This is a genomic window from Paenochrobactrum glaciei (assembly GCF_039522165.1).
Taxonomy (GTDB): Bacteria; Pseudomonadota; Alphaproteobacteria; order Rhizobiales; family Rhizobiaceae; genus Paenochrobactrum; species Paenochrobactrum glaciei.
Genome location: NZ_BAAADE010000001.1, coordinates 1,219,579 through 1,235,525, shown reverse-complemented (window position 1 = coordinate 1,235,525; position 15,947 = coordinate 1,219,579). Strand labels below are relative to the sequence as shown.

At 50.0% G+C, this 15,947-nt stretch carries 15 protein-coding genes; 9 read left to right on the top strand and 6 right to left on the bottom strand.

Features of this window, described 5'->3' with window-relative positions:
• Positions 1-4: 4 nt before the first annotated feature.
• The 3 genes from mdh to ABDZ76_RS05770 all read right to left on the bottom strand — a co-directional run bounded on the left by mdh (position 5) and on the right by ABDZ76_RS05770 (position 3,735).
• Positions 5-967 (bottom strand): malate dehydrogenase, encoded by a 963-nt coding sequence (gene mdh, locus ABDZ76_RS05780; RefSeq protein WP_343802550.1) that lies wholly within the window; start codon positions 965-967, stop codon positions 5-7.
• Between the two features lie 947 nt (positions 968-1,914).
• Positions 1,915-3,072: a cell division protein ZapE gene (zapE, locus tag ABDZ76_RS05775; RefSeq protein WP_343803142.1), complete on the bottom strand. Its 1,158-nt coding sequence runs from the start codon at positions 3,070-3,072 to the stop codon at positions 1,915-1,917.
• Positions 3,073-3,186: 114 nt separating this feature from the next.
• Entirely contained in the window at positions 3,187-3,735 is a 549-nt protein-coding gene (locus ABDZ76_RS05770; protein WP_343802547.1) for a protease inhibitor Inh/omp19 family protein, read from the bottom strand.
• A 327-nt stretch (positions 3,736-4,062) separates the two neighbouring features.
• On the opposite strand from ABDZ76_RS05770, the gene dapF reads away from it, so the two are divergent.
• The 6 genes from dapF to ABDZ76_RS05740 all read left to right on the top strand — a co-directional run bounded on the left by dapF (position 4,063) and on the right by ABDZ76_RS05740 (position 9,707).
• On the top strand, positions 4,063-5,010 hold the full coding sequence (dapF, locus tag ABDZ76_RS05765; protein WP_343802544.1) for a diaminopimelate epimerase: 948 nt from the start codon (positions 4,063-4,065) through the stop codon (positions 5,008-5,010).
• Positions 5,010-6,308: a tRNA (N(6)-L-threonylcarbamoyladenosine(37)-C(2))-methylthiotransferase MtaB gene (mtaB, locus tag ABDZ76_RS05760; RefSeq protein ID WP_343802541.1), complete on the top strand. Its 1,299-nt coding sequence runs from the start codon at positions 5,010-5,012 to the stop codon at positions 6,306-6,308. The genes dapF and mtaB overlap by 1 nt, the downstream gene beginning before the upstream one ends.
• Positions 6,309-6,353: 45 nt before the next feature.
• Entirely contained in the window at positions 6,354-7,703 is a 1,350-nt protein-coding gene (ftsY, locus tag ABDZ76_RS05755) for a signal recognition particle-docking protein FtsY (RefSeq protein ID WP_343802538.1), read from the top strand.
• Positions 7,700-8,356 carry a septation protein A gene (locus ABDZ76_RS05750; protein ID WP_343802535.1) on the top strand — a complete coding sequence of 219 codons (657 nt, stop codon included), beginning with the start codon at positions 7,700-7,702 and terminating at the stop codon, positions 8,354-8,356. Before ftsY ends, ABDZ76_RS05750 begins: the two co-directional genes overlap by 4 nt.
• Before the next feature lie 84 nt (positions 8,357-8,440).
• Positions 8,441-9,211 carry a hydroxyacylglutathione hydrolase gene (gene gloB / locus ABDZ76_RS05745; RefSeq protein WP_343802532.1) on the top strand — a complete coding sequence of 257 codons (771 nt, stop codon included), beginning with the start codon at positions 8,441-8,443 and terminating at the stop codon, positions 9,209-9,211.
• A 10-nt stretch (positions 9,212-9,221) separates the two neighbouring features.
• The gene (locus ABDZ76_RS05740) at positions 9,222-9,707 is read left to right on the top strand and encodes a hypothetical protein (protein ID WP_343802529.1); all 486 of its coding nucleotides are present in this window, start codon (positions 9,222-9,224) and stop codon (positions 9,705-9,707) included.
• A 66-nt stretch (positions 9,708-9,773) separates the two neighbouring features.
• On the opposite strand, the gene ABDZ76_RS05735 is transcribed toward ABDZ76_RS05740, so the two are convergent.
• Positions 9,774-12,227, bottom strand: coding sequence for a heavy metal translocating P-type ATPase (locus tag ABDZ76_RS05735; protein WP_343802526.1), 2,454 nt, complete (start codon positions 12,225-12,227; stop codon positions 9,774-9,776).
• A gap of 70 nt (positions 12,228-12,297) precedes the next feature.
• Between ABDZ76_RS05735 and ABDZ76_RS05730 the strand changes: the two genes are divergently transcribed.
• The gene (locus tag ABDZ76_RS05730) at positions 12,298-12,723 is read left to right on the top strand and encodes a MerR family transcriptional regulator (protein WP_343802523.1); all 426 of its coding nucleotides are present in this window, start codon (positions 12,298-12,300) and stop codon (positions 12,721-12,723) included.
• Here the strand turns inward: ABDZ76_RS05730 and yddG are convergent.
• Positions 12,718-13,548: an aromatic amino acid exporter YddG gene (yddG, locus tag ABDZ76_RS05725; RefSeq protein WP_374844599.1), complete on the bottom strand. Its 831-nt coding sequence runs from the start codon at positions 13,546-13,548 to the stop codon at positions 12,718-12,720. The two genes, ABDZ76_RS05730 and yddG, sit on opposite strands and share 6 nt — an antisense overlap.
• A 101-nt stretch (positions 13,549-13,649) precedes the next feature.
• A complete protein-coding gene (locus ABDZ76_RS05720) occupies positions 13,650-14,438 on the bottom strand; it encodes a DUF3108 domain-containing protein (RefSeq protein ID WP_343802517.1) in 789 nt (262 codons plus the stop codon).
• 346 nt (positions 14,439-14,784) lie between these two features.
• On the opposite strand from ABDZ76_RS05720, the gene rpmB reads away from it, so the two are divergent.
• Together rpmB and ABDZ76_RS05710 are read left to right on the top strand one after the other, a co-directional pair.
• A complete protein-coding gene (gene rpmB / locus ABDZ76_RS05715; RefSeq protein ID WP_343802514.1) occupies positions 14,785-15,081 on the top strand; it encodes a 50S ribosomal protein L28 in 297 nt (98 codons plus the stop codon).
• A gap of 108 nt (positions 15,082-15,189) precedes the next feature.
• Complete coding sequence (locus ABDZ76_RS05710; protein ID WP_343802511.1) at positions 15,190-15,837, top strand: VUT family protein; 648 nt, start codon at positions 15,190-15,192, stop codon at positions 15,835-15,837.
• Positions 15,838-15,947 lie beyond the last annotated feature (110 nt).

The following is a 15,947-nucleotide window of genomic DNA, read 5'->3' as shown; positions in this document are numbered from 1 at the left end:
CAAATTATTTAAGTGCTGGTGCAATGCCCTTACAAGCATCGCAAAGACCGGCAACGGAAGCGACCGACTTCTCGAACTCGGCTTTTTCAGCTTCGTTCATTTCGATCTCGATGACGCGTTCAACACCGTTGGCGCCAATGATGGTCGGAACACCGACATACATGTCGTTAACGCCATACTGGCCGGTGAGCTGTGCAGCAACCGGCAGAACACGCTTCTTGTCCTTCAGGTAGGATTCAGCCATCTGGATGGCAGAAGAAGCAGGTGCATAGAATGCAGAACCGGTCTTCAGCAGACCAACGATTTCTGCGCCGCCGTCACGGGTACGCTGAACGATCTGGTCCAGCTTTTCCTGGCTTGTCCAGCCCATCTTCACCAGATCCGGCAAAGGAATACCGGCAACGGTGGAGTAACGGGTCAGCGGAACCATGGTGTCACCGTGGCCGCCCAGCACGAATGCTGTAACGTCTTCAACGGAAACTTTAAATTCTTCGGAGAGGAAGTAGCGGAAACGTGCGCTATCCAGAACACCGGCCATACCGACAACCTTATTGGCTGGCAGACCGGAGAATTTCTGCAATGCCCAAACCATCGCATCAAGCGGGTTGGTGATGCAGATAACAAAAGCGTCAGGTGCGTACTGCTTAATGCCGGCACCGACCTGCTCCATAACCTTCAGGTTGATACCCAAAAGGTCATCGCGGCTCATGCCCGGCTTACGTGGTACACCTGCGGTCACTATTACAACATCAGCGCCTGCGATGTCCTTATAATCGTTGGTACCGGAATAATTCGCATCAAAACCATCAACAGGTGACGATTCTGCAATATCAAGCCCCTTACCCTGCGGGATACCTTCAGCAATATCGAACAATACGACATCACCGAGTTCTTTCAGGCCGGCCAAGTGAGCCAGCGTACCGCCGATCATACCAGAACCAATTAGGGCAATCTTGCTGCGTGCCATGTTAGTTTCTTTCCTCAAGCTGTGATTCACAGAAACGCCGAAACAAGCTCCGGCGACAGCCCGGAAATAGCTTTAGCGCTGATGCTCACTAAGCTCTTTCCGGGAATAACTCAACTAATAAATTTCACCTCAATGATTTCAATCGGTTAGATTTATAAGTTCTTACGTAAGCGTCAAAATTTTGATTCTCTGAAGAGCTTTTTTGTACTTCGAAAACCAAAAAATCGAATGAAATGGTGCGGGATGATTTCAGCAAAATTGTGACCTCCGGACAGGTTTCCGGACGTCTTTAAAATCTGAAACAGGCAGCTGTTTCATGCTGTTAACAGATCTTCGAATTGCTCAAACCTCCCAAGTTCAATCCGGCAATACGCATAAAAAATCATGCCATATTCCCGTTCAGACATTAGAGCCCGTGCGCCGGACCTGGCACATAAAGGTCGCTCTAACACTTTAAAATTAGAGCATAATTTTACCTTAAACTGATCCAAGTTTAAGGAATTATGCTCTAGCCTGATTAACCTCAACTCCCGTATAAAATCCCGTGGCATCACCTTGTGACTTTATACATTTAAACCGGTAAGCCCTGCCTTCAATCCTCATTTAAGCAGCGCACCTACCAAGACAATTGCCTGCATCCGATAAAACCGGAAAGAATTCCAGTTCTACGAAAGCATTAGAGCAGTTTTATAAGACAAATATGAAACCGGTTTTTGTCTTTAAAAACTGCGGTATTACCGGCAATGAAGCGACTGATCAGTTCAGCACCAATATAATCGCTCTGCCCGGCCATTCACGACCTCAACAATGAGCCACAAAAGCCGTTCTTACCTGCTCTTTTGCAGCTTTCATTTATTAGAATAGAGCAGTTATCACAAAATCACAACCAGCGACAGACCCAGCCCATTCACCCTATTGTTACGGGCAATTCAGCTCAAAATTCCAGCTCAAACAGGCTCCACCGCCGCCAGATATTCCGCACTCTGCATTTCAAATAAACGTGAGGCAGTGCGGTCAAACTCGAAAGCTTCCGTTCCCGAACGCGCAATATAAAGTTTCTCAGGTGCAGCCTCTGCCGAAACAAACAATTTTGCATGATGATCGTACAAAGTATCAATCAACAAAATGAAGCGCTTGGCTTCATTGCGTTTTGCCAGATCAAGCACCGGCACATGATCGAGAAAAATTGTCGGAAACTGGCTGACAATGGCAATATAATCCGCTGCAGCCAGCGGTTTGGCGCATAATTCATCAAAGGAAAACCGCGCGGCACCTGCAACACTGCGTGAAACAATAATTTCACGCCCCTTAATACGAATGATCGCCTGTTCTTCCTTTGCGCCTGCTTTCTGGGCCTCCCAGGCCTCATCCATTTGCCTGTCGGCATCATCACTTAAAGGCGTGAGATAGACCGGCTGAAGATCAAGCTTTTCCAGACGATAATCAGTGCGTGAATCCAGATTGATCACGCGTACATATTGCTTGAGCAAAGTGATGAATGGCAAAAAGAGCTGCCGGTTCAAACCATTACGATAAAGATTATCAGGCGCGACATTGGAGGTGGCAATCAGTACCACGCCGCGCTCAAAAAGAGCCGCAAACAAGCGCGATAAGATCATAGCATCAGTAATATCGGTGACGGTAAACTCGTCAAAGCACAAAACCCAAGCCTGCTCGCTTAAAGCGTCAGCAACCGGCAGGATCGGGTCTTCGATTTTGGTGGTGCCGTTTTTAAATGCCTGACGATGGGCATGAATACGATCATGCACATCGGCCATAAAATCATTGAAATGCGCACGGCGCTTGCGCTCAATCGGCAAGAGCTGAAAGAACATATCCATCAGCATGGTTTTGCCGCGCCCAACTTCACCATGGACATAAAGCCCCTGAATGATGGTCTGCGTCTGCTTATTACGCCCGAACAACCATCCAAGCGCACTGGACTTGCGCGATAGTCGTTTGTTGCAAATAGCGGTAATCAGCTGATCATAAAGATCGGTCAGTTCCAGCTGCGCCGGATCCTTATCCACATCTCCGGCCTGAACCATAGCTTCATAATGCTCACGCACAGAAGGGAACGCCTTCAAACTGCCATCAAAAGACATATCTAAATCATATCCTGTCTGCACGTTAATTTGGCTCATGAAAAAGGGCACTTTATCAGTGCCCCATTCTTATAACTGCAACTTTTCTATCAAGCTTTTACTGCTAATCAATGATTAACGGGAAAGGCTTACTGGCTGACCACTTGAGGTCTGCCCATCAAAACGGCTTGCACCGCTTGAATAAAGCGAAGCAACTGTATCGCCATTTGCATTATAAAGGGTGAGCTGCTTGCCACTCACTGCCCATGAAGCAAGGCTTGCCAATTCGCCCGGACAACGCAGCGGACCTGCACGGTAGCCCTGACCAAACTTGGTCTGCGGCGTTGCAATCTTACAGCTCTGACCGCCGAGATTCGCATTCCAAACGCCTGCAACACTACCAGCAGTAAGCGCTGGAGCGGATTCAGGCGGCAGACTTGCTACCTGCTGACCACCTTCCGGCAGACCTGCATTCATATTGCCGTCCGTGCCTGTTGTTGGCGCAGTCGGAAACTGATTCGGATTAGCGGGTGTCAAAGGCTGCTTTTGAACTTTTGCAGTTGGCGCCGGACGCAATGGCGCTGCCGGAGCTGCTTTCGGTGTGTCGAACCGGGAACTTTGACAACCGGCCATCAGAATGCCCGCTACAGCAACAGTGAGCAAACTAGCTTTTGAAATTCCCATACGGATCTCCATTGCGTCAGAGGAATATTATTCCGCCTGCCATAATCTACAAGTTACTAATAAAATAGGCATAAGATAAAAATGCAACATTGTTGATGGATTTTTTAAGGCACCAGCGATGCGGAACCGCCATATTAGTATTTTTAAAACGGACTGGGGCTTAACAGCCACAGTTAAAAAGCCCGAAACGCTCATTTTATACTAAAGAAGCAGTTTTATCACAGAATCAGTCGCGGCAATTCACCCAAAGCCTGTTCAAGACACTGGCAATTTCGTGTCTTTTCCCCCATATAGAGGCCTGTTTTCATCATCAAACCGGAAATCTAAATGAGCGAGATGGCGCCTTTTGCCAAAATGAACGGATTAGGCAATCAAATTATTGTTGCCGATATGCGCGGACGTGCTGATCGCATCACGCCGGCTGCTGCCGTTTATCTGGCGCAGGATGCTGCCACCCGCTTTGATCAGATCATGGCCATCCATGATGCACGCACAGAAAACACCGATCATTATATCGAGATTATCAATTGTGACGGCACACAGGCACAAGCTTGCGGCAATGGCACGCGCTGCGTGGTGCAAGCGCTCTATGCAGAAAATCGCCAGACACATTTCACCTTTGAAACACTTGCAGGCATATTAACCGCCGATATGCAGGACAACACTCATATCAGCGTTGATATGGGCACTCCGCGCTTTGGCTGGCAGGATCTGCCGCTCAGCCACGATATCGGTGATACCAAGCAAGCCGATATTTTTAAAACCTTGCGTGAAAAATACGGCCTGCAAATGCCGTCTCTTGCCTCTATCGGCAACCCGCATGTGATTTTCTGGGTTGATCAGGATGTCTGGTCTTATCCACTCGAACACTTTGGCGCGATCATTGAAAATGACCCGTTGTTTCCGCAGCGCATCAATGTTTCGATTGCACAAGTAACCTCAGAGCACGACATTCATTTACGCACATGGGAGCGCGGTGCCGGTTTGACACGCGCCTGCGGTTCAGCGGCCTGTGCAGCAGCTGTCTCGGCTGTCCGAACAAATAAAACAAAACAACATGTGACCATGCATCTGCCGGGCGGTGATTTAACCGTAAAATGGCGCGATGATGATCATATTATCATGACAGGGCCCGCAGAATGGGAATTCTCCGGCCTTTTTGATCCGCAAACCGGCCACTGGAAAAGTGATCAGGGCAAGAAAGACAAGCAATCTTCAAATGCTTCTTCACCCTCTGGCCGTTTTGGCAAATTGACGAATAAAGGTACTTTGTAATGGCTGTAGAAATCGTAACTTTTGGCTGCCGTCTCAATACCTATGAATCCGAAGTGATGAAACGCGAGGCCGATGCTGCGGGCTTAGGCGAGCTGAAAGACGGCGCGATTATTTTTAACACCTGCGCCGTGACCTCCGAGGCTGTGCGTCAGGCACGTCAGGCCATCCGCAAAGCTCGGCGCGAAAATCCGGAAGCACGTATTATCGTCACCGGATGTGCTGCACAAACAGAAGCCGAAAACTTTGCCGCAATGGGCGAAGTGGACATGGTGCTCGGCAATGAAGAAAAGCTGAAATCCAATTCCTATCGCATGTTGCCGGATTTTGGCGTCAACCAGTTTGAAAAAGTGCGCGTCAACGACATTATGGAAGTGCGTGAAACCGCTTCCCATATGGTTGATGCTATTGAAGGTCGGGCGCGCGCCTTTGTGCAGGTGCAAAACGGTTGTGACCATCGCTGCACTTTCTGCATCATTCCTTATGGCCGCGGTAATTCCCGCTCGGTGCCGATGGGTGGCGTGGTCGATCAGGTCAAGCGACTGGTCGATAATGGCTATGCGGAAGTGGTGCTCACCGGCGTTGACATGACCTCTTACGGCCCTGACTTGCCGGGTAATCTGCGCCTCGGCAAGCTTGTTAAAACCGTACTGGGTCAGGTGCCGGATTTGCAGCGCCTTCGCCTTTCTTCCATTGACTCGATTGAAGCTGATGATGATCTGATGGATGCGCTTGCCAATGAAAGCCGCCTGATGCCGCATCTGCATCTTTCGTTGCAATCGGGCGATGACATGATTTTAAAACGTATGAAACGTCGCCATTTGCGCGATGATTCCATTCAGTTTTGCGAAACTGTGCGCCAAATCCGCCCTGATATTGTCTTTGGTGCCGATATTATTGCCGGTTTTCCGACCGAAACCGAAGCAATGTTCCAAAATTCAATGAAGATCGTTGAAGATTGCGGCCTCACCCATTTGCATGTGTTTCCCTATAGCCCGCGTGAGGGCACACCGGCAGCAAGAATGCCGCAAGTGCGCCGCGATATCGTCAAAGAACGTGCTGCGCGTTTGCGTGGTGAAGCAGATCGTGCTTATGCTGCACATTTGAAGGCTTTGGACGGCAGTGTGCAAAAATTGCTGATTGAACGGGAAAGCGTCAACGGACAACCTGGTATCGGCCGCACTGAAGGCTTTACCATGGCAGCATTTACGGCAGATGATGCCGAGAATGTACCGGGTAAAATCATCGAGCGTCGCATTACAGGGCATGATAAAGATAAGCTGCTGACCAGCACTCTTTAATCAGGGTGAAACAGCAGCTTCAATAGAACAAGAAAAAGACAGACCATGGCAATCGGCTTTATCAAAAAAATGTTTTCCTTCGGCAAGAAGGAGGCTGAACTTGTTGAAGAACAAGTCGATGATCGTGTTGTTGCTGAAGATGCCGCAGCTGTTGAAGAACAGCCTGCAGCTCCTGCGCCAAGCCCGACAGAAGAAGAGGTTGCCCCTGCCCCTCATGTCAGCGAGCCTGAGCAAACATTAGAAGAAGAGCCACAAGCTGGCGCACCGGAAGCTATTATTGAAGCGATAGCCCCACAGGCCGAAGAACCTGTTGCTGAAGAAAATCCAGAGCCCCAGCCTGAACCGACACCAGCGCCTACGCCGGTTGCCCCAGCGGCAGCGACACCAGAAGCACCAAAACCGCTTAAAGTGCAGGTCAGCAAAGCAGTTGCCGTCAAGCAAGACGAACCGGAGCCAGTCGCGGAACCTGAAATAAAACTTTCATGGTATGAGCGTCTGCGCCAAGGTTTGGCACGTTCTTCCAGTAATTTAAGCGATTCCATCGGCGGCATTTTCACCAAGCGCAAGCTTGATGATGATACATTGCAGGAGCTGGAAGATGTGCTGATACAGGCCGATCTCGGCCTTGAAACTGCCATGCGCGTGACCGATGCACTTTCTGCCAGCCGCTATGGCAAAGATGTTTCCACGGATGAAGTGCGCGCGATCATGAGCGCGGAAATTGAAAAAGTGCTGACACCTGTTGCCAAGCCATTGGAACTGGATCTGTCGCACAAGCCGCATGTGATTTTGGTAGTCGGTGTCAACGGCACCGGCAAAACCACCACGATTGGCAAACTGGCCGCAAAACTCACCGCTGGCGGCTTGAAAGTCATGCTGGCTGCCGGTGATACATTCCGTGCCGCAGCGATTGAACAGCTCCATATCTGGGGCGAGCGCACCGGTTCGCCGGTGGTTTCCTCCAAGCTTGGCGCCGATGCAGCAGGGCTTGCCTATGACGCATGGGAAAAAGCCAAAGAAGCTGGCAGCGATGTGCTGATTATCGACACAGCCGGTCGTTTGCAAAACAAAGCCGAACTGATGGACGAACTCGCTAAAGTAGTGCGTGTGCTTGGCAAACATGATCCGGAAGCACCGCATACTGTGCTGCAAACACTGGATGCCACCACCGGCCAAAATGCCCTTAATCAGGTAGAGATTTTCAAGAATATCGCAGGGGTCAACGGCCTTGTGATGACCAAGCTGGATGGCTCGGCACGCGGCGGTATTCTGGTTTCGATTTCCGCCAAACATAAATTACCGGTTTATTTTATTGGTGTGGGTGAAGGTATTGATGACCTTGAACCCTTTGCCGCCAAAGATTTTGCCAAAGCGATTGCAGGAGTAGCGTCATGAACCAGCCGATTTTTGAACGCGATCCTTCGCAAACAGCCGGCAAGGCCAAAAACGACGTTAATCCATTGCTGAAACTGGCATTGGAAATCGGGCCCTTGATGGTGTTTTTCTTTACCAATGCGCGCGGTGAAATGTTGCAGGAAAAGTTTCCGGTTCTGGCCTCCATCGGCGAACCGATCTTTATGGCAACAGCCTTGTTTATGGGCGCAACCTTTATCGCGCTGGCCATTTCATGGGCGCTCACCCGCAGCCTGCCGGTGATGCCTTTGGTATCGGGCATTGTGGTGCTGGTTTTTGGTGCACTTACCCTTTACCTCCACAATGACACTTTCATTAAAATGAAGCCGACCATTGTTAACACCCTGTTTGGTGTCATTCTGCTTGTCGGCCTTGCTTTTGGTAAATCTCTGCTTGGCTATGTTTTTGCCTCCGCTTTCAAACTGGATGCCGAAGGCTGGCGCAAACTTACCCTACGCTGGGGCGTGTTTTTTATCTTTTTAGCTATCGTCAATGAAGTTGTCTGGCGCGGTTTTTCCACGGACACATGGGTGTGGTTCAAGGTGTGGGGCATTATGCCGATCACCGTTTTGTTCACCTTGTTCCAGATGCCGCTCATTCAAAAACATACACTGCCTGAAGAAGCGAAAAACTAAGCTTTCGCCTTAGATTAGCCATTTCGGCTTGTCAGATTTCAGCGGTTCAGGTGAGCCGCTGAAAAACATTTAAGGGAGATGGAAATGGGCGTACTCGAAATCGAACAATTCATCTGCCGCAGCGATAATATCGGCGTGCTGATCCATGATCCGGTCAATAATCTAACCGCTGCCATTGATGCACCGGAAGAAGCGCCGATATTGGCAGCACTGCAACGGCACGGCTGGAAGCTGGATTATATCTTTACCACCCATCACCATCACGATCATGTTGAGGCCAATTTTGCTCTCAAGCAAAAATTCGGCCTTACCATTTATGGCCCGCACTCTGAGGCCGATAAAATCCCTGAAATTGATGTGACCTTAAATGATGGTGACAGTTTCCAGTTGGGCCAGTTTGAAGTGCAAGTGCTCAGCACTCCCGGCCACACCAAAGGCGAAATTTCTTACTATATTCCGCAATCCAAAGTGGCCTTTACCGGCGACACATTATTCTCGCTTGGTTGCGGGCGTTTGCTGGAAGGCACACCTCAGCAAATGTTTAAATCTTTGCGCGTTTTAACTGCGCTTCCCGCCGATACGGCCATTTATTGCGGCCATGAATATAGCGCCAGCAATGCCCGCTTCGCATTGACGATTGATCCCGACAATGAAGCCTTGCAACAACGCGCGGCGGAAATCACGCGCCTGCGCGCCAATGATCAGCTGACATTGCCGACAAGCATGGCGCAGGAGCTGGCGACCAATCCTTTTCTGCGCGCATCCGACGCTCAAATTCGCGCCCATCTTTCGATGACCGATGCGAGTGATGAACAGGTCTTTACCCGTATCCGCGCTTTAAAAGATAATTTTTAAGAGAAACCCCATGTTGAACAAATCATTCCTGCTTCATGTTTTTACAGCCCTTGCTCTGACTACAACCAGCCTGTCCGCGCTGCCTTTGGCGGCACAGGCACAAAGCTTTTCTGAAGTGGCGCCGCCGCCTGTTCCAGCGGAGGTTAATGCGTTCAAACTGACACCTGAATTTTTGAGCAAAATGGAAGCGGTACAAACATCGCTCAACGGGCTTGATCTATCCGCCATGCCGGAGCCGGACAACGAAGAAGAGCCAACCATTGCCATGCTAATTAAAGGCGTTGAAGATAAGCCGGAAATTATGGCCATTCTCAATCAGCATGAGCTTTCAGCCAGTGATTATATCACCGGTTATTTTGCTCTGATGAGCGGTCTGGCTGGTGCCGAGGCTGAAGATGAGGAACAAATGGTTGATGAACTCAAAGGCATCAATCCGCAACATGTGGAATTTGCCAAGACCTATCAGGAACGTATCCTGCAATTACTCGGCGAATAAACTTCAACAAAAAAAGCCGTCCTGAAAATGTTTCAGGACGGCTTTTTCATTTTCATATTTTAATTATCAGCGGGCTCGCAAAAGCCGCAGCGCATTCATGGTTACCAGAACGGTTGCACCCGTATCGGCCAGAATAGCAGGCCAGAGACCGGTAATCCCCAACACGGTTGTTACCAAAAACACAAGCTTCAGCCCAAGAGCAATCGTGATGTTCTGGAAGATGTTGCGCATGGTACGCTTGGAAAGCTCCACCATTTCTGCCACATCCGACACACGGCCATGTAAGACAGCCGCATCGGCGGTTTCCAGCGCCACATCTGTGCCACCACCCATCGCAATGCCGACATCAGCCGTCGCAAGTGCTGGCGCATCATTGATACCGTCACCCACTTTGGCAATGATCAGACCTTCTTTTTGCAAGTCGGCAATGATCTTCTGCTTGTCTTCCGGCAGCAATTCAGCCCGCACTTCAATGCCGATATCGCGTCCGACAGCTTCCGCCGTCCGGCGATTGTCGCCGGTCAGCATGATGGTGCGGATCCCTGAAGCATTCAAACGCTTCAGACCGGCAATCGCATCGGCACGCGGCTCATCACGCATGGCAATCGCACCAGCGATCTTGCCATCAGCAACCAGCACAGAGACAGTTTTACCATCATCGTTGAGTGCTGCAAGCTTTGCTGCAAATGCATCGCTCATCGTAGCCTGAGCCCGTGCAGCCTTGGCCGAGCCTAGGAACAATTCCATGCCCTGCGCTTGACCTGCCACGCCCTTACCGCCAATCGCCTTGCCTTGCATTACATCCGGCCATGTCAGGTTGCGCGCTTCTGCGGCGCTGACAATGGCAATTGCCAGCGGATGGCTTGAGCCTGCATCAAGGGCAGCCGCCAAGCGAAGCACATCATCTTCCGCCAGCTCACCGGCAACCACATCGGTTACCTTAGGCTTGCCTTCGGTCAGTGTTCCGGTCTTGTCAAAAGCAGCAGCGGTAATTTTACCGATGGTTTCCAGCACCGAGCCACCCTTCATCAACAACCCGCGCTTGGCGCCCGATGAAAGCGAAGCGGCAATTGCCGCCGGTGTTGAAATCACCAATGCACAAGGGCAACCGATCAGCAAAATTGCCAGACCTTTATAGACCCACTCATTCCAGTTTCCGCCAAAAAACAGCGGCGGAATGATTGCAACCAAAGCTGCCACAACAACAACACCCGGCGTATAATAGGTAGAAAAGCGGTTGATGAAGCGCTCGGTCGGGGCTTTGGCATCCTGCGCCTCTTCCACCAGTTTGACCACACGGGCAATGGTGTTGTCAGCCGCAGCGGCGGTGACACGCACGCGCAAAACGCCATCGCCGTTGATCGTACCGGCAAAGATATTTTCACCTTCACCTTTATTAACTGGCGTACTTTCACCGGTGACAGGTGCTTCATCAATGGCACTCTCACCAGCGATAATTTCACCATCCGCCGGAATACGATCCCCCGGACGCACAACAATCATCTGACCTGGCTGCAATTGATCGGCAGGCACTTCAACCATACCGGAACCCTGCTCCAGATAGGCAATTTTAGGTACCAGATCGCTCAAAGACTGAATGCTGGCACGCGCCTTACCGGCTGCAACACCTTCCAGCAGCTCCCCCACCAGAAAGAGAAACACGACAGCTGCGGCTTCTTCTGCAGCACCGATAAAGATCGCGCCAATAGCAGCAATCGTCATCAGCATCTCGATAGAAAATACCGTGCCGTTTAATGCACCCATCACTGCACGGCGGGCAATTGGCACCAGCCCCAAAAGCATGGCAGCCAGAAACGCATAAAGTGCGACAGGTGGATAAATAAGACCAATAATATAAGCGGCAACCAAACCGCCACCACTGATAAACATCAGCCTGGCTTTAGCTGTCTGCCACCATTTTGGCGGCGTTTTTTTAACCACGGCTGCAACGGGTGCTGCGGCATGAGAGTGACTATGCCCATCGCCATGAGCGTGGTCGTGGTCGTGGTCGTGGTCGTGGTCGTGGTCGTGACAATGTGCCTGCGTCTTTACCTTGGCAAGCGATGTATCAGCCAGAGCAATTTTATAGCCCAGACTTTGCACCTTTTTCATGATCTCAGCATCAAGGTTACCCGCAGTGCTGATAGTCATCGAACCATTGGTGACAGACACAGAAACCGCCTCAACGCCTTTAATGCGGCGCATTGCGGTTTCAACTTTACCGGCACAAGAACCGCAATCCATGCCTTCGATCTGAAAGCGTTTTTCAGTCACATTATTTGTCTGTGGTGCATCGCGGCTGACTTTATAGCCAAGACTCTGCACTTTCTTGATGATTTCTGCATCGCGGTCACCCTGATAGCTGACCTTCATCGACCCACTGGTCACCGACACCGAAACATCTTCAACGCCTTCAACACGGCGCACGGCTGTGTCAATTTTGGTTGCGCAGGACGCGCAATCCATACCTTCAATCTGATAGCGGATTTGTTGGCTGTTTCCGCTCGAATCCCCTGCCATAATGACTGCTCCTTGAATCTCAATTAAAGAGAGCTTACTTCCTCTAGTGACTAGAGGAGCAAGAGCAAAAATGAAAAATTTCACCATCGGGGAAGTTTCTTCGGCAAGCGGCGTCAAAATACCGACAATCCGCTATTATGAGCAGTCCGGTCTCATTCCTGTTCCTGATCGTACCGAAGGCAATCGTCGCCTTTATGAGCAGGCTGACATCCGCCGCCTGATTTTTATCAGACATTCGCGCGAGCTTGGCTTTGAAGTGGATGCCATCCGTGCACTTCTACAATTGCAGGATAATCCTGATCAGCCTTGCACGGTCGCGGATCAGCTGGCGCGTGAAAGGCTGATTGATGTGCAGCAGCGCATTGCAAAACTTAACGCCCTACAGGCAGAACTGCAAAAAATGCTGGAAGGCTGCGCCCATGGCCGTGTGGATGAATGCCGCGTCATTGAAGTTTTGAGCAATCACGACGAGTGCATTCACCATCAGGCTTTATGACTTACGTTTAAAAATCATATCCTTTGCCGCCAGAACCGCACCAGCCGTAATGAGCAAACAAGCAGCCAGAATACGCCAGCTTGGCTCTGCCGCCCCTGCCACAATCAACACAAGCGTGGATAATAAAGGGGCTGCATAGCTGGCCGCGCCCAAAACCTGAATATTGCCGCGCTTAACGCCGTAGTCCCATGCGTAAAAGGCAGCACCAACAGGCAAAAGCCCCAAGCCCACAATAGCAATCCACTGGTTGGTCGTTTCCGGCCAGACAGTTTGCTCCAGCAACAAATGACATAAAAACGACAATAGCGCAGTTGCTACACAAAAGCCTGTAACCGCATCGGTCGGCACTTGTTTGAAACGGCGTGACAGCAACGAATATGTTGCCCATGTCACCGCACATAGGGCTGCCATCAGATAGCCAAAACCGTAGCGCGCCTCAAAACCAACGCCGCCGCCTTTAGTGACAACCAGCACCATGCCACCAAGCCCAAGCAGCGTTCCGGCAATGTGATAATATTTAAGCTTTTCACCCGGCATCAATGCCGAGCCGACCACAATCAGCAGCGGCCAGAGATAAGCAATCAAGCTGGCATCCACCGGCGGTGCATTACGCAAAGCAGTAAAATATAAAAAGTGATAGCCAAACAGTCCGACCACACCCACCAGCCAGACAATTGCAGGCTGGCGAAGATTTTTAATCGCTTGTGGCCGCCAGATCCAGGATAGAATGCCCAGACAAGCACCAATCGCAAAAGTCATTGCAGAAAGCTGAAATGGCGGCACCTGACCTGACCCAGCCGTGAATAAAGCGAGCAAAGCCCACATAATAATGGCTGCAAAGCCAACCAGTGTTGCCACGTCCCCTCCCGTTCAATTCACACTGACCGCTATCCCCGCTCTTCACACTTATCCTGCTTTGAGTGCGATCAGTTTACTTTCTCAAAACGCATGGCTGAAACTTTAACTGTTCCTATTTTTGTGCCAATCCGCGCTTCGACCGGAGCATAAATGCCTGAATTACCCAGTGATGCAAAACTTATACTGATCTTACTCTTGTTGGCCAGATAATTAATTGATTCTTTGTCCTTTTGATAACCAGCAACCGGCACAAAACGTGCAGTACATTCAACCGTCGCACCTTTAAAACCTTTAGTGGAATATTTGCCCGTGCCTGAATAGCTCAAACGTAAATCTGCACGCGTCTGCCCGTCGAAGGTTTTCAGCGTTTGCGCACACACATCCTGTGGCGATTTCGCTTTGATCATCATAGCTGAAATCGGATCGGTGATGTTTTTAAGCTGCGCAGGCGTTAGCTCCACCCAAGGATCGCGCTTTTTCACCGGCGGTGAATTTTTGGTGCCCGTCACCTGCCCGTTGCTGAAACTTATGCTGGTGGATTTGGCCTTTTTCTTATGCTGATATTGCAAATGATAAGAATCAGGCAGAAAGCCGCTTTTATTGACTTTGCCGGCAATCGATAAAGTTCCATCTGTCTGGTCAAATATACGAGCGATTCCCGAACTGGCAAAATCACCTTTCAAGCGATAAGAGTTTTGCCCGATATGCGTTTGTGTATTGGCACGTGCAATCGTTAAACCGATCACAGAGATTTTATATTGGGTGGCATAAATATCATCAGCAAGTGCACCAGCACTTTGTGAAATCAGGCCAATGCCAGCAACACATCCTGCCAATAAAAACTTCATTTTCATCATCAATAGGCCTCCAAGCACTGATTCAGACCATATTTTCCGCAAATTTATCCTTTAAAACTTGTATCAAGAGCTGAAACAGGTAAAACAGGCAAAGTTATGTTTCGTTAACTTATGCCGCATAAAGAGCGTTAGGCCGATCTTTTGTGGTAAGGTAGACCAAGCAAAATAGCCTTGACGTTGCAAAGCGACTTGACTGTTTGCGCTCCGGACACTATAGAAACGCAACTTTCCCTTTAGGCCGCCTGTCCGATATCGCGCGCCAGCAGCAGTTTTAAGCTGTTATGTGCATTAGTTCGGGCATTCAGGTCGGGGCCTTGAGAAACAGAATTTTGAAGGTGAGACCAAAATGTCCCGCGCTTGTGAATTGACCGGTAAAGCGGTCCAATACGGCAACAACGTCAGCCACGCGAACAACAAGACGCGTCGCCGCTTTTTGCCAAACCTTTGCAATGTAACTCTGATGTCCGATGCTTTGGGCATGAGCTACCGTTTGCGTGTTTCCGCTCATGCTCTGCGTTCAGTAGAACATCGCGGTGGCCTGGATTCATTCCTTGCTAAATCAGACGACAAAGAGCTGTCACAGCGCGCACGTCTTCTGAAGCGCCAGATTGCTAAAAAGCAAGCTGAAGCTGTAAGCGCTTAATATTTAAGCCTTTTATGGCTAAATAATCGTGGGGTCGACCTTGGTCGACCCTTTTTGCTGTCCTAAGATCTCTGATCTGCAACTGGTTCCATTACCCAGGATAAAAAAATGTTCAATTTACGAACTTTTTATACTTCCGCTTTGATTCCCGCCGTTCTGGCGATGTGCGTCTCTGTTGCCGCCTCCAATATCCTCGTCCAATATCAGTTCAACTATTTCGGACTTGGCGATATTCTGACATGGGGCGCATTCACTTATCCGCTGGCCTTCCTTGTCAATGACCTCACAAACCGCCGCTTTGGCCCGCAGGCTGCACGCAAAGTCGTGTTGGCTGGTTTTGTCCTTGGCGTAATTATGTCGATCTGGCTGGCAACGCCGCGAATCGCCATCGCATCCGGCAGTGCATTTTTATTCGCGCAATTGCTGGATATTAGTGTGTTTGACCGCCTGCGCCGTCTGTCATGGTGGAAAGCGCCATTTGCCGCGGCCATGGTCGGCTCTGTGCTGGATACGATCCTGTTCTTTGCCATTGCCTTTGCGGCGCAATTTGCATGGATTGATCAGATGACAGGGCACACTGATTCTTCGCTGACGGAGATTGTACCCTTTCTGGGGCAGCCAGTGGTGCTGTGGATATCATTGGCAATCGGTGACTTCCTTATCAAGGTTATCATGGGAACACTGATGCTGGTGCCTTATGGCGCGATTCTGGCAATCTTCATGCCAACCGTCTATGCACCAAACAAAAAGCAATAATATCTGCCTTTAGAGCCGCTCATTTCAAAAGAGCGGCTCTTTTTCTTTATCTGATGAAATCTTCAAACCGGTTTGCTGAAACGCTGTTTTTAAGCTTTACTATAGCTTTC